General features: G+C 71.0%; 17 protein-coding genes and 1 pseudogene. 15 read left to right on the top strand and 3 right to left on the bottom strand.

All coding sequences use genetic code 11. The features are described 5' to 3' along the window. Positions 1–524: pseudogene (locus ACME2J_RS20465) on the top strand (hypothetical protein); the annotation flags it as partial. 4 nt (positions 525–528) lie between these two features. Here the strand turns inward: ACME2J_RS20465 and ACME2J_RS20460 are convergent. Next, on the bottom strand, positions 529–1,074 hold the full coding sequence (locus ACME2J_RS20460; protein WP_495546799.1) for an HAD domain-containing protein: 546 nt from the start codon (positions 1,072–1,074) through the stop codon (positions 529–531). A gap of 168 nt (positions 1,075–1,242) precedes the next feature. On the opposite strand from ACME2J_RS20460, the gene ACME2J_RS20455 reads away from it, so the two are divergent. Beyond that, a complete protein-coding gene (locus tag ACME2J_RS20455; RefSeq protein ID WP_495546798.1) occupies positions 1,243–2,136 on the top strand; it encodes a hypothetical protein in 894 nt (297 codons plus the stop codon). Between the two features lie 51 nt (positions 2,137–2,187). Here ACME2J_RS20455 and ACME2J_RS20450 read toward each other — a convergent pair whose 3' ends face one another. Beyond that, on the bottom strand, positions 2,188–2,643 hold the full coding sequence (locus ACME2J_RS20450) for a hypothetical protein (protein ID WP_495546797.1): 456 nt from the start codon (positions 2,641–2,643) through the stop codon (positions 2,188–2,190). Positions 2,644–2,745: 102 nt separating this feature from the next. Between ACME2J_RS20450 and rpsL the strand changes: the two genes are divergently transcribed. The 3 genes from rpsL (at position 2,746) to ACME2J_RS20435 (ending at position 4,853) form a co-directional block, all read left to right on the top strand. Beyond that, a complete protein-coding gene (gene rpsL / locus ACME2J_RS20445) occupies positions 2,746–3,144 on the top strand; it encodes a 30S ribosomal protein S12 (protein ID WP_495546796.1) in 399 nt (132 codons plus the stop codon). A 7-nt stretch (positions 3,145–3,151) separates the two neighbouring features. Then, positions 3,152–3,622: a 30S ribosomal protein S7 gene (rpsG, locus tag ACME2J_RS20440; protein ID WP_495546795.1), complete on the top strand. Its 471-nt coding sequence runs from the start codon at positions 3,152–3,154 to the stop codon at positions 3,620–3,622. A gap of 178 nt (positions 3,623–3,800) precedes the next feature. Continuing rightward, positions 3,801–4,853 carry a hypothetical protein gene (locus ACME2J_RS20435; protein ID WP_495546794.1) on the top strand — a complete coding sequence of 351 codons (1,053 nt, stop codon included), beginning with the start codon at positions 3,801–3,803 and terminating at the stop codon, positions 4,851–4,853. On the opposite strand, the gene ACME2J_RS20430 is transcribed toward ACME2J_RS20435, so the two are convergent. Then, entirely contained in the window at positions 4,850–5,332 is a 483-nt protein-coding gene (locus ACME2J_RS20430; RefSeq protein WP_495546793.1) for a hypothetical protein, read from the bottom strand. The two genes, ACME2J_RS20435 and ACME2J_RS20430, sit on opposite strands and share 4 nt — an antisense overlap. Positions 5,333–5,564: 232 nt before the next feature. Here ACME2J_RS20430 and fusA point away from each other — a divergent pair, with 232 nt between their 5' ends. From fusA to rpsC, 10 genes are all read left to right on the top strand, one after another. Continuing rightward, positions 5,565–7,667, top strand: coding sequence for an elongation factor G (gene fusA, locus ACME2J_RS20425; protein ID WP_495546792.1), 2,103 nt, complete (start codon positions 5,565–5,567; stop codon positions 7,665–7,667). A gap of 138 nt (positions 7,668–7,805) precedes the next feature. Then, positions 7,806–8,990, top strand: a complete 1,185-nt coding sequence (gene tuf / locus ACME2J_RS20420) for an elongation factor Tu (protein ID WP_495546791.1) — start codon at positions 7,806–7,808, stop codon at positions 8,988–8,990. 165 nt (positions 8,991–9,155) lie between these two features. Beyond that, entirely contained in the window at positions 9,156–9,482 is a 327-nt protein-coding gene (gene rpsJ, locus ACME2J_RS20415; RefSeq protein WP_495546790.1) for a 30S ribosomal protein S10, read from the top strand. A gap of 2 nt (positions 9,483–9,484) precedes the next feature. After that, a complete protein-coding gene (gene rplC, locus ACME2J_RS20410) occupies positions 9,485–10,102 on the top strand; it encodes a 50S ribosomal protein L3 (RefSeq protein WP_495546789.1) in 618 nt (205 codons plus the stop codon). Further along, the gene (gene rplD / locus ACME2J_RS20405; RefSeq protein ID WP_495546788.1) at positions 10,095–10,751 is read left to right on the top strand and encodes a 50S ribosomal protein L4; all 657 of its coding nucleotides are present in this window, start codon (positions 10,095–10,097) and stop codon (positions 10,749–10,751) included. The genes rplC and rplD overlap by 8 nt, the downstream gene beginning before the upstream one ends. Positions 10,752–10,754: 3 nt before the next feature. Next, positions 10,755–11,054 carry a 50S ribosomal protein L23 gene (gene rplW, locus ACME2J_RS20400; protein WP_495546787.1) on the top strand — a complete coding sequence of 100 codons (300 nt, stop codon included), beginning with the start codon at positions 10,755–10,757 and terminating at the stop codon, positions 11,052–11,054. An 8-nt stretch (positions 11,055–11,062) separates the two neighbouring features. Then, a complete protein-coding gene (rplB, locus tag ACME2J_RS20395) occupies positions 11,063–11,905 on the top strand; it encodes a 50S ribosomal protein L2 (protein WP_495546786.1) in 843 nt (280 codons plus the stop codon). Between the two features lie 3 nt (positions 11,906–11,908). Continuing rightward, a complete protein-coding gene (gene rpsS, locus ACME2J_RS20390) occupies positions 11,909–12,181 on the top strand; it encodes a 30S ribosomal protein S19 (protein ID WP_495546785.1) in 273 nt (90 codons plus the stop codon). A 4-nt stretch (positions 12,182–12,185) separates the two neighbouring features. Further along, positions 12,186–12,806, top strand: a complete 621-nt coding sequence (rplV, locus tag ACME2J_RS20385) for a 50S ribosomal protein L22 (protein WP_495546784.1) — start codon at positions 12,186–12,188, stop codon at positions 12,804–12,806. A 10-nt stretch (positions 12,807–12,816) separates the two neighbouring features. After that, positions 12,817–13,573: 30S ribosomal protein S3 (gene rpsC / locus ACME2J_RS20380; RefSeq protein WP_495546783.1), on the top strand; the 757-nt coding region annotated here is incomplete at its 3' end.

Below are 13,573 nucleotides of genomic sequence, written 5' to 3'. Positions count from 1 at the left end.
GAGCGGGATCCGGGGCGGCGCTCGCCCCGCCCCGGATCCCGCTCGGCGCCGCGGCACGCGCCGTCGTCGACGCGTACGTCGAGCTCGGCGAGCTCCCGGCCCCGGTCGCCGCATCGCTGGTCGTCGAGCCCCGGACCTCCGGGTACCTGCGCTGCCGGCTGCGGGAGGGGACGGCGACGCACGCCCGGCTGCTCGCCGACGCCCTCACCCAGCTCCTCGACGTCGTCGACGCCCCGCGCTACCTCGTCTCGCGCCCCATGCGCGTGCCGGGGCGCGGCGGGCTCGCGATGCTCGGCCGCGCGCTGACGGGGCGGGCGCCCCTGGATGACCGATGGCACGCGGTCCCCGCCGACCTCGCGCGTCGGAAGGACCGCGCCGAGGCGTTCCACCGCGCGTGGACGAGGCAGGTGGGCCCCTCGTCGCTCCGCTACGTGCACGCCGGGGACGAGGAGCGCGCCCTCGCCGCGGCGGCGGCCGGCGAGCGGGCCGACTACGACGTCCGCGCCCGGACCGTCTGGAGCTGACGGCTCAGCGCCGGGCCCGGTGGGGGGCAGGCGCTCTCGGGTCGCTCGTGACGGGGGCGCGCGCCCAGGTGCGCAGCACGTCTCGCTCGGCCGCCGTGAGGCCGACGGCGGGGGCGGTCCGCACGAGGAGCGTCGGCCCGCCCCCGCGCTGCCGCTCGTCCGCCCAGGTGTCGCAGTGCTCGTCGAGCGCGTCGTCGAGCCAGGCGACGGGCCTTCGGGTGCCCGCGTAGGCGTCGATCGCCGCGAGCTTCCAGTGGGCGCGCGAGCGGCCCGGGTTGCGGTCGAAGCTCAGCCACGGGAGCCGCGGGAGCCCGAGCAGGTGGGGGAGGTGCTCATCGGCGCGCTCCTCCCACCCCGTGCACCACACCAGATCGTAGTCCGACGCGAGGTCGAGGAGGTGAGCAGCCGCCTCGGACGAAAGGAGATGGGCGATGCCGTCGATCTGCGCCCAGGTGCCGACTGGACGTTCGTCCGGTGGGAACCCGAAGAGCGAGATGACCCCGTCGACGTCGACGAGGAGCAGGGGTCGATCCGCATTTCTGCTGGACATGCGTGACGACAGAGTGCCAACTCGCGGCAATCGGTGTACCTCTCCGGGAACCTCGCTACCCTTTGCGGAGCCGGCGCCGATCAAGCCACCTGCCACCGAGGCCGATAGAGGGGCTGATCGCACACCGCCGACCGAGATCCATCGGCGGCCCGGCCACCCCCCTTCTGCATGACTCTCCAGCTCGGAATCCTCCTCGCCCTGCTCTGCGCGCTCGCCGCCAACCTGGGCTTCTTCTACAAGCACCGCGGCTGCAACGAAGCTCCTGCGGTCGACGTGCGTCACCCGCTGCGCACCGCCATCTCGCTGTGGCGGTCGAAGTGGTTCGCGCTCGGCATGCTCCTGGGCTTCGTCGGCTGGGTCTTCCACGTCGGCGCGATCGCGCTCGCCCCGCTGTCGACCGTCCAGGTCGTGCTCTCCGGCGGCGTGGTGCTCATCGCCGTCATGGCGGACCGGATCTTCGGGTTCAGCGTCGAGCGCCGCCAGTGGTGGGGCCTCGGCCTCATGGGCGTCGGGCTCGCGCTCCTCGCGATCACGATGCCGACCAGTGGCGGGGGCGGCGGGTTCCGTCTCGCGACGATCGTCGCCTTCGAGGCCGGGCTCCTCGGTCTCGGCGGCCTCCTCCTCCTCGGCCCGCGCGCCGGTGCTCCCGCCGAGCACCACGGGGTCATGCTCGCCGCGGCGACCGGCATCCTCTTCGGCGTCTGCAACGTCGCCGTGAAGGCCCTCACGGAGCTCGTCGGCCACGACGGCCTCGTCGCGCTCGTGAGCCCCTGGCTCGTCCTCGCCGCGGCCGCCTCGGCGACCGCCTTCTACGCTTCCGCGCGGTCGCTCCAGGACGGCGGCGCCGTCGAGGTCATCGCGATCACGGGCACGACGGCGAACGTCGCCTGCATCGCCGGCGGGATCATCGTCTTCGGCGACCCGATGCCGAGCGACGCGCTCGGGATCGTCCTCCAGTCGCTCGCCTTCATCATGGTCATCGTCGCGAGCGCGCTCACGCCCGCGCCGGTCCGCTCGAGCGAGGCTGCCCGCCGGGCGTCCGTCGCTCCGGCCGCGGCCTGAGGCCGGATCCGCCGATCGCAGCGGCGTCCGGGTCGAGCCCGGGCCCGCTGCCTACGCCGCGTCGTCGTGGGCCGGCGGCGGCGCGTCGTCGTCGATCGCGGCCTCGGGCGCGGCGTGCTCGCCGCGCAGCGCCCGCCGGCGGCTGCCCATGAACGGCAGGCGCCCGAGGTCCTTCCGCAGCCCCTGCATCTCGCCCATCATCTGCTCGAGCCGCGGCTCGAGGCCCGCGAGCGACGGCGCGACCGGCTCGAGGGCCGTCGCGAGCGGCTCGAGGCGGTCGCCGATGACGACGACATCGCGGTGCATGCCCTCGACCTCGACGTTGAGCTGCTCGACGGTCGCGACGAGGTCGCGGAGAAGCGGCGGCAGCTCCTCGACGGCCTCCCGCATCGCGTGCACCCCGTCGGTCATCCGCGTGACGTCCTTCGCCATCTTGGGCAGGACGCCGACGGCGCGGACGAGGCGCTCGAGGTCGGAGGCGATCCGCAGCGGGTTGAGGGCGGCCATGACCGCTTCCTACCACCTTTCCGCGCCGCCCGGACGCCGGGAGGGCGCGCGGCGGGGGATGGGCGGGGTCGCAGAGTGATCGCTGCTACGATCCCGCGTCGCATGCCTACGACCAGTCAGCTCGTCCGCAAGGGCCGGACGCCGAAGAGCAAGAAGCTCGCGACCCCCGGTCTCAAGTCCGGCAAGGGCCGCAAGAAGCAGGTCGCTGCTCCGCAGCGTCGCGGCGTCTGCACCCGCGTCTTCACGACGACGCCGAAGAAGCCGAACTCCGCGCTGCGCAAGGTCGCGCGCGTTCGCATCAGCGGCGGCATCGAGGTGACGGCGTACATCCCGGGCGAGGGCCACAACCTCCAGGAGCACAGCGTCGTGCTCGTGCGTGGCGGCCGCGTCAAGGACCTGCCGGGCGTGCGTTACAAGGTCGTCCGTGGGACCCTCGACGCCGCCGGCGTCAGCGACCGCAAGAAGGCGCGGTCGCAGTACGGGGTCAAGAAGAGCAAGTAGGTCTCAGATGCCCCGCCGCGCCGCAGCCCAGATCCGGCCCATCGAGCCGGACGCCATCCACCGCTCGCGCCTCGTCCAGCAGCTCGTCAACAAGGTGATGCTCGACGGCAAGAAGAGCACCGCCGAGCGCATCGTCTACGACGCGCTCGCGATCGTCTCCGAGAAGACGGGCAAGGAGCCCGTCGAGGCGCTCGAGCTCTCGCTCAAGGCCCTCACGCCGAACCTCGAGGTCCGCTCCCGCCGCGTCGGCGGCGCGACCTACCAGGTGCCCGTCGAGGTCCCGGCGCGCCGCGCTCGCACGCTCGCGATCCGCTGGCTCGTCGAGTTCGCCCGCCAGCGCCGCGAGAAGACGATGGCGCAGCGCGTCGCCAACGAGCTCATCGACGCGCAGAACAGCCAGGGCGGCGCCTACAAGCGCAAGGACGACATCTACCGCATGGCGCAGGCCAACAAGGCCTTCGCGCACTACCGCTGGTAGTCGCTCCCCGCGACACCGCCGGTCCTCGACGCCGCCCTCCGGGCGGCGTCCGTCGTTCCGGGCCTGGTCTCAGTCTCGTCTCACGTCGCACCGCAGCGGGGGGAAGTGCGAGAGGCTGGCGCCGTTCACAGAGCGGCGCGGGGAGATCGATCCCCGCGCCCCGACCGGGAGGACCACCATGGACCCGCACATCGACTGGACGGCGGTCGACGCCGACCCCGAGCCGGGACGGCGACGCCGCCTCGCGCGTCTCCGCGGCGCCTCGCCCCGAGCCCTGCTCGGGGGATCGGTCATCGTCTTCGTCCTCGCCGGCGCGGCGACCGTGACCGCGACGACCGGGGACACGCTGCGCGAGGGCGTGCGCAACGGGACGGCGACGGAGGAGACGCGCATCATCTCGCGCGTCACGGGCGAGGAGTACGGAACGCGGCAGTCGAACGTCTCCGAGGGCTCCAACGCGGGCGGCGCCGCCATCTACGGGTGCCGGCGACCGACGAAGGAGTGCACGCGCCACGTCAACCTCTCCGATGGACCTGCCGCCGCGTTCGCGACGAAGGGCTCGGTGCCGTTCACGCTGAGCAACGAGGCGACGGGCATCGTCCCGCGCCTCAACGCGGACCGGCTCGACAACCTCAACGCGAGCGAGATCATCGCCGCGGCGCGCGCCGGCAAGGCCGCCTCGGCGGCGGCGGCCGACAACGCGACCCTCGCCGCCCGCGCCCTCACCGCGGACGCCGTCACGGGCAGGACCCCCCTCGGGAAGCTCACGTTCGTGGACGCGTCGGTCGCGAACGCGGACGAGGCGACCGCGCGTGCGAACGCGACCGAGGTGAAGCTCCGCGATGTCGGCCCCTTCGAGGTCTACGGGAAGTGCTTCGTCGACAGCGATGCCGGGACGGGCGCGACGCCATCCCTCGTCGCGGAGATCTTCATCCGCACGAGCGTGGACGGCGCGCTCCTCGACAGCGGCGGCGGCGACCTCCTCGACGGCGATCCCGAGTTCCTCAACATCGCCACCGCAGAGGCCGACCGGAACATCGACCGCGTGACGAGCGGTGACTCGACGGTCCTCCTCGACCTCGACGACGACGCGAGCGTCGCGGTGGCGCCGGACGGCACCGCCTACGAGTTCCGAGGGGCCATCATCGCGAAGGAGAGCACGCCGCCGGGTGGCGACGGGCCGTACGGGCCCGGCACGCGCTGCGGCTTCGCCGTCTCCCTCGACAACTAGCGCGGACGGCGGTCGGTCTCCCGCTCCGGGGAGGCCGACCGCCCCGCGGGCGCGCGCCGCGCCGGGTCCGCGAGGACGAGCAGGCCGCCCCCCGCGACGAGGAGGAGCGCCCCTCCGAGCGTCTCGAGGTAGAAGCCCGTCCCCGCGCTCGCGCTCGCCTCCTCGTAGAGCTCGCCGACCTGGCCCGTGCGGTCGAGGTCCGGGACGTCGGAGAGGACGGCGATCGCGAGGACGAGGGCGCCGAGCCCCGCGACGGCGAGCATGGCCGGCCGCGACCCGCGCAGCGCGCCCGCGTGGAGCGCCCCCGCGACCCCGGCGATGAGGAGGAGCGCGACGCTGTGACGGTCGAGACCGGAGAGGCTGCGATCGATGTCGGCGGCGACCTCCGCCCCGCCCCCGACGGTGATCTCGATGATCGGCGTGAACGTCGCGATGACGAGCGCGACGACGCCCGCGACGCCCGCGATGGCGAGGGCCACGCGCGCCGCCTGAGCGGCGCCCGGAGAGGCCTTTCGGGCGGGGGTCGATCTGCTATGGTCCGCAGCCGCCCTCGGGAGGTCGGAGCTCACGTGAGTCCGCCCGGGGGCCGTACGCTGCGCCACGATGGAGACCACGGGCACATAGCGCGAGAGCCGAGGGACAATCCCCCTGCTGCTTGCGCGGGCCCGAGGGGCCCGTTTCTTTTGCCCAGACGATCGAGAACCTGACTCAATGGCACGCTCATTCCCACTCGAGAAGACCCGCAACATCGGGATCATGGCGCACATCGACGCCGGCAAGACGACCACGACGGAGCGCATCCTCTACTACACCGGTCGCTCCCACAAGATCGGCGAGGTCCACGACGGCGCCGCCCAGATGGACTGGATGGAGCAGGAGCAGGAGCGCGGCATCACGATCACGTCCGCCGCGACGACCTGTGAGTGGCTCGGTCACCGCATCAACATCATCGACACGCCCGGCCACGTCGACTTCACCGTCGAGGTCGAGCGCTCGCTGCGCGTCCTCGACGGCGCGATCGCGACGTTCGACGCGGCGGCCGGCGTCGAGCCGCAGTCGGAGACGGTCTGGCGCCAGGCGGACAAGTACAACGTCCCGCGGATCGCCTACTGCAACAAGATGGACAAGCTCGGCGCGTCGTTCGAGATGAGCGTCCAGACGATGGTCGACCGCCTCGGCGCGAACCCGGTGCCGATCCAGCTCCCGATCGGCGCGGAGTCGGAGTTCCAGGGGATCATCGACCTCGTCCAGATGAAGGCGATCCTCTACGGGGACGACCTCGGCAAGGACATCCAGGTCGTCGACATCCCCGCGGACATGGCCGACGAGGCCGAGGCCGCGCGCGAGAAGATGCTCGACGAGATCTCCAACTACGACGACGAGCTCATGGAGCTCATCCTCGAGGAGGCCGACCTCCCGGTCGACCGGATCAAGTCCGCGATCCGCAAGGCGACGCTCGACATCGCGATCACCCCGATCCTCTGCGGCTCGTCCTTCAAGAACAAGGGCGTCCAGCCGCTGCTCGACGCGGTCATCGACTACCTCCCGAGCCCGCTCGACGTGCCGCCGGTCGAGGGCGTCATCCCGAACAAGGACGGCAGCGACGGCGAGCCCGCCACGCGCGAGGCCGACGACAGCGGTTCGTTCGCCGCGCTCGCGTTCAAGATCATGGCCGACCCGTTCGTCGGCAAGCTCACGTACTTCCGCGTCTACTCCGGCAAGCTCGACGCCGGCGGGCGCGTCCTCAACGTCTCGACCGGCAAGACCGAGCGCGTCGGCCGCCTGCTGATGATGCACGCGAACGACCGCGAGGAGGTCAACACGGTCTACGCGGGCGACATCGCCGCGGGCGTCGGGATCAAGCAGATCGTCACCGGCGACACCCTCTGCGCGCCGGACGCCCCGGTGAAGCTCGAGTCGATGACCTTCCCGGAGCCGGTCATCAAGGTCGCCGTCGAGCCGAAGACGAAGTCCGACCAGGAGAAGATGTCGGTCGCGCTCGGCCGTCTCGCCGAGGAGGACCCGACCTTCGTCGTCCAGACGAACGAGGAGACCGGGCAGACCGAGATCTCCGGCATGGGCGAGCTCCACCTCGAGGTCCTCGTCGACCGCATGAAGCGCGAGTTCAACGTCGAGGCGAACGTCGGCAAGCCGCAGGTCTCCTACCGCGAGACCATCCGCGGCACCGCCGAGAAGGTCGAGGGCAAGTTCGTCCGCCAGACCGGCGGCTCGGGTCAGTACGGCGTCGTCTACATCGACGTCGAGCCGGCGCCGGGCGAGGGCTTCGACTTCGTCTCGAAGATCAAGGGCGGCTCGGTCCCGACCGAGTTCATCCCCGCGGTCGAGAAGGGCTGCGAGGAGGCGATGGCCAACGGCGTCAAGGCCGGCTATCCGATGGTCGACGTCCGCGTGACGCTCACGGACGGCAAGTACCACGAGACCGACTCGTCGGAGATCGCCTTCAAGGTCGCCGGCTCCCTCGCCTTCAAGGAGGCGACGAAGCGCGCGAAGCCGGTGCTCCTCGAGCCGATCTTCAAGGTCGAGGTCGTCACGCCGGAGGAGTTCCTCGGCGACATCATCGGCGACCTCAGCCGTCGTCGCGGTCGCATCGAGGGCCAGGAGCGCCGCGGCACCGCGGTGGCCGTCACCGGCTTCGCGCCGCTGAGCGAGATGTTCGGCTACGCGACGGACATGCGGTCCAACACGCAGGGCCGTGCGACCTACACGATGCAGTTCGAGAAGTACGAGGAAGTCCCCCCGAACATCGCCGAGAAGATCGTCGGCGAGCGGACGGGCGACGCGGTGACGGCCTGATCCGACCCCCGGTCGGGTCCGGCCTGCCGCACGGTCCGGTCGGACCGCACGCAGCGCGGTCTTTGAGATAGCTTTCCCTGGTTCGCTGAGAGTCGGCGGGCCACCCCCAAGCAGAGATCCACGAGGAGCGAACGTCAGATGGCGAAGGAGAAGTTCGAGCGCGACAAGCCGCACGTCAACGTCGGCACGATCGGTCACATCGACCATGGCAAGACGACGCTGACCGCCGCGATCACGACCGTGCTCGCCGAGAAGTCGGGCGGGTCGGCGAAGTCGTTCGCCGAGATCGACAACGCTCCGGAGGAGAAGGAGCGCGGCATCACGATCGCGACGTCCCACGTCGAGTACCAGACGGACACCCGTCACTACGCGCACGTCGACTGCCCCGGCCACGCCGACTACGTGAAGAACATGATCACGGGCGCGGCGCAGATGGACGGCGCGATCCTCGTCGTCTCCGCCGCCGACGGCCCCATGCCGCAGACGCGTGAGCACATCCTCCTCGCCCGTCAGGTCGGCGTCCCCTACATCGTCGTCTTCCTCAACAAGGCCGACATGGTCGACGACGAGGAGCTCCTCGAGCTCGTCGAGGTCGAGGTCCGTGACCTCCTCAGCGAGTACGACTTCCCGGGCGACGACATCCCGTTCATCACGGGCTCGGCGCTCAAGGCCCTCGAGGGCGACGAGGAGTACAAGCAGAAGATCTTCGAGCTCGCCGACGCGCTCGACTCCTACATCCCGGAGCCGGAGCGCGACCTCGACAAGCCGTTCCTGATGCCGGTCGAGGACGTCTTCTCGATCACCGGCCGCGGCACCGTCGCGACGGGCCGCATCGAGCAGGGCATCGTCAAGACGGGCGACGAGGTCGAGATCGTCGGCATCAAGGACACGACGAAGACCGTCGTGACCGGCGTCGAGATGTTCCGCAAGATCCTCGACGAAGGGCGCGCCGGCGAGAACGTCGGCTGCCTCCTCCGTGGCACGAAGCGCGAGGAGATCGAGCGCGGGCAGGTTCTCTGCAAGCCCGGCTCGATCACGCCGCACACGAAGTACAAGGCCGAGGTCTACGTCCTCAAGAAGGAGGAGGGCGGCCGCCACACGCCGTTCTTCACCGGCTACCGCCCCCAGTTCTACTTCCGCACGACGGACGTGACCGGGGTCGCGAACCTGCCTGAGGGCACCGAGATGGTCATGCCGGGCGACAACGTCCAGATGGAGATCGAGCTCATCCAGCCGATCGCCATGGACGTCGGTCTGCGCTTCGCGATCCGCGAGGGCGGCCGCACCGTCGGGTCCGGCGTCGTCACGGAGATCATCGAGTAGCACGTGTAGCACGCGACTCGGGGCGGGCTCCCCAGCCCGCCCCGCGGCGCGAAGGACATAGACGCGCAGGACCTGGGCGGAACCCGGTCGGCCACGGGATCCGCCCTCGGCGCGCAAACAGGCAGCACAAGACTGACACCGGACGCAGACGGAACCGAGACTTTCATGGCCATCGCCACACAGAACAAGATCCGCATCCGCCTCAAGGCCTACGACCACCAGGCCATCGAGGCCGCGGCGAAGGAGATCGTCGAGACGGCGACGCGCACCGGCGCAACCGTGTCCGGTCCCGTCCCGCTGCCGACGGAGAAGAACGTCTACTGCGTGATCCGCTCGCCCTTCAAGGACAAGGACTCGCGCGAGCACTTCGAGATCCGCACCCACAAGCGGCTGATCGACATCCATCAGCCGACGCCGAAGACGGTCGACTCGCTCCAGCGGCTCGACGCGCTCCCGGCGGGCGTCGACATCGAGATCAAGCTCGTCGGATAACCATGGCCGCGATCCTCGCCAAGAAGCTGGGGATGACCCAGATCTTCCTCAACGACGGCCGCGTCGAGCGCGTCACCGTGCTCGAGGCCGGGCCCTGTCCCGTCACCGGCATCCGCACCGCGGACCGCGACGGCTACGAGGCCGTCCAGCTCGCGTTCGGCGCGACGAAGGAGAAGCATCTCTCGAAGGCCGAGCTCGGCCACCTGCGCAAGGCGGGCGTCGGCCCCCACCGCCACCTCGTCGAGTTCCGCGACGAGGCCGGCGAGCTGCAGGTCGGCGAGACGGTCACCGTCGAGCGCTTCGAGGTCGGCGAGACGATCCGCGTCTCGGGCACCTCGAAGGGCAAGGGCTTCCAGGGCACCATCAAGCGCCACGGCTTCCAGTCCGGCCCGAAGTCGCACGGCTCGCACAACGTCCGCGCCCCCGGCTCGATCGGCGCGTCCGCCTGGCCGGCGCGCGTCATGAAGGGCATCCGCGGACCCGGGCAGATGGGCAACAAGCGCGTCACGCAGCGCGGCCTCGAGATCGTCCGCATCGATCCCGAGCAGAACCTGCTTCTCGTCCGGGGCGCGGTCCCCGGCCCCCGCAACGGAGTCGTGGAGGTCCGCACCGATGCCTGAGGCTCCCATCCTCGGCGGCTCGTCGAAGGTCACCCTCGACGACGTCGCGTTCTCGGCCCCGTTCAACGGGCCGCTCGTCCACGAGTCGGTCCGCGCCGAGCTCGCCGCCCGTCGTCGCGGCACCGCGGCGACGAAGACGCGCGGCATGGTCCGCGGCGGCGGCGCGAAGCCGTGGCGCCAGAAGGGCACGGGGCGCGCCCGCGCCGGCTCGAACCGCAGCCCCCTGTGGACCGGCGGCGGCACGATCTTCGGCCCGAGCCCGCGCCATTACACCTTCAAGGTGAACCGCAAGGAGAAGCGGGCGGCGCTGCGCAGCATCCTGTCCGTCCACGCGGAGCGATCCTCGATCGCGGCCTTCGACCCGAGCGCGTTCGAGACGCCCTCCACGAAGGCGGCCGCCGCGCTCATCGCCGACTGGCTCGGCGCCGAGCGCAGCGGGTCCTCGGTCCTCGTCGTCCTCACCGACGCGGAGGCCCGCACGGCCCTCTCGTTCCGCAACCTTCCCAACGTCTCGGTCCTCCCGGCGACGGGCACCGGCGTCGCCGACCTCGTCGGCGCCGCGTCGGTCCTCGCGACCGAGGCCGCGCTCGGCGAGCTCACGGCCCGCGCGAAGGGCGAGGCCCCGACCGTCAGCACCCAGGAGGCGTAGGCGATGGAGCCGAGCCAGGTCATCATCCGTCCCGTCGTCAGCGAGAAGAGCTACGTGCTCGCGACCGCCGACAAGTACACGTTCCGCGTCCACCCCGACGCGCACAAGACCCAGATCCGCCAGGCGATCGAGGCGCTCTTCGACGTGAAGGTCGTCGAGGTCCGCACGATGACCGTGAAGTCGAAGCCGAAGCGCCGCGGCCTCACGTCCGGTCGCACGCGCGAGTGGAAGAAGGCGGTCGTGCAGGTGCGCGAGGGCGACACCATTCCGATCTTCCAGGGCCTTCAGGGCCTCGAGGGGTGACCTGACCAATGGCGATCCGCAAGCCGAAGCCCACGAGCCCCGGCCGGCGCTTCGTGACCTACCCGGATTTCTCGGAGATCACGAAGACCGAGCCCGAGAAGACGCTCGTCGAGGGCCTGACCAAGAGCGGCGGCCGCAACGCCCGTGGCCGCAAGACCGCCCGCCACCGCGGCGGCGGTGCGAAGCGCCTCTACCGGCGCGTCGACTTCAAGCGGCGTCGCGACGGGATCCCCGCGAAGGTCGCGGCGATCGAGTACGACCCGAACCGCACCGCCTACATCGCGCTGCTGCACTACGTCGACGGCGTGAAGAGCTACATCCTCGCCCCGGCGCGCCTCAAGGTGGGCATGACGGTCGTGTCGGGGCCCGACGCCGACATCGCGGTCGGCAACTGCCTCCCGCTCGCCAACATGCCGACGGGTACGACGATCCACAACGTCGAGCTCGAGCCCGGCCGCGGAGGCCAGCTCGGCCGCTCGGCCGGCACGTCGATCCAGCTCATGGCGAAGGAGGGCGGCATGGCGACGCTCCGCCTCCCCTCCGGCGAGATGCGCATGGTCCGTGACGAGTGCCGCGCGACCGTCGGCGTCATCGGCAACAGCGACCACCAGAACGTGAAGATCGGCAAGGCCGGCCGCAAGCGCCACCTCGGGGTCCGCCCCCAGACGCGCGGCACGGCCATGAACCCGGTCGACCACCCGCACGGCGGCGGCGAGGGTTCCACCACGCCGGGCCGTCATCCGGTCACCCCGTGGGGCGTTCCCACGCTGGGATACCGCACCCGCAAGAAGAGCAAGCCGTCCGACCGCTACATCGTGCGCGGGCGCCGGCGTGGGAAGGGCAAGCGATAGTCCATGTCTCGTTCGAGCAAGAAGGGCCCGTTCGTCGAGGAGCGCCTGCTGGCGCGCGTCGAGAAGATGAACGCGGACAACAAGAAGACGATGGTGAAGACCTGGTCGCGCACCTCGACGATCTTCCCCGAGATGGTCGGGCACACCATCGCCGTGCACGACGGGCGCAAGCACGTCCCCGTGTTCGTCAGCGAGTCGATGGTCGGCCACAAGCTCGGCGAGTTCGCGCCGAGCCGCACGTACCGCGGCCACGCCGGCTCCGGGAAGGTCCGCTGATCCGATGATCGACGAGAACGAGAAGCCCGAGGACGTCGAGGAGACGCCGGAGGCCGACGTCGAGGAGACGCCGGAGCGCGATCCCGCGCCCGAGGCCGAGGCTCCGCCCGAGGCGGTGGCCGAGCCCGCCGAGGCCGAGGAGGAGCCCGAGGCCGACGACGAGCCCGAGGCCGAGGAGCCCGCGGCCGAGGAGCCCGAGCCCGAGCCCGCGCCCGCGGCTGCGCCCGCGGCGACGAAGGAGCCGGCCGCCGCGCCCTCCCGACGCCGCGACCGCCCGTCGGGCGAGACCCAGATCGTCCGCGCCCATGCGCGCTACGTCCGCACGTCGGCGCGCAAGGCGCGCCTCGTCTGCGACCACCTCCGCGGGAAGTCCGTCGAGGAGGCGCGCGCGATCCTCGCGACGACGAACCGGGCTGTCGCCGAGGACTGGACGAAGCTCCTCGAGTCCGCCGTCGCGAACGCCGAGCATAATCACGAGCTCCTCGGAGACGACCTCAAGATCCACGCGATCTACGCCGACGAGGGCCCGACGCTCCGCCGCTACCGCCCGCGGGCGATGGGGCGGGCGACGAAGATCCGCAAGCGCACGAGCCACCTCACGATCGCGCTCACGCCGAAGGAGTAAGGAACAGACGATGGGACAGAAGGTCCATCCAGAGTCCATGCGCGTGGGCTACATCCACGACTGGAAGAGCAACTGGTTCAACGAGAAGCACTTCGCGGACTACCTCCACGAGGACGTCCGCATCCGTGACCACATCACGGGCAAGCTCGCGCACGCCGGCCTCTCCGACATCACGATCCGCAAGGACGCGAACGAGGTCGAGGTCAACATCCACACCGCGCGGCCCGGGATCGTCATCGGCAAGTCCGGCTCCGAGGTCGACGCGCTCCGCAAGGACCTGCACCGCATCACCCAGAAGCAGGTCAAGGTCAACATCCTCGAGATCAAGCGGCCCGAGCTCGACGCGAACCTCGTCGCGCAGTCGATCGCCGAGCAGCTCCGCAACCGCGTCGCCTTCCGGCGCGCGATGAAGCGGGCGCTCACGAGCGCGATGCGCTCCGGCGCGAAGGGCTGCAAGGTCCAGGTCTCCGGGCGCCTCGGCGGCGCCGAGATGGCCCGCACCGAGTCCTACGCCGACGGTCGCGTCCCGCTGCACACGATGCGCGCCGACATCGACTACGGCTTCTACGAGGCCGTGACGACGTTCGGGCGGATCGGCGTGAAGTGCTGGATCAACAAGGGCGAGATCATGCCCGAGGGCTTCACCGGCGTCGACCTCACCGACCTCGAGGGCCCGAGCAACCAGGGTCGCGACGATCGCGATCGCGGTGGCCGTGACGGCCGCGACGGTCGCGGTCGCGGCCGGGGTGGCCGGGGTCGGGGCGGTC

The sequence above is a fragment of the Paraconexibacter sp. genome (genome assembly GCF_059438195.1).
The sequence above is the reverse complement of the archived record's forward strand: the minus strand, read 5'-3'. Positions and strand labels throughout refer to the sequence as shown.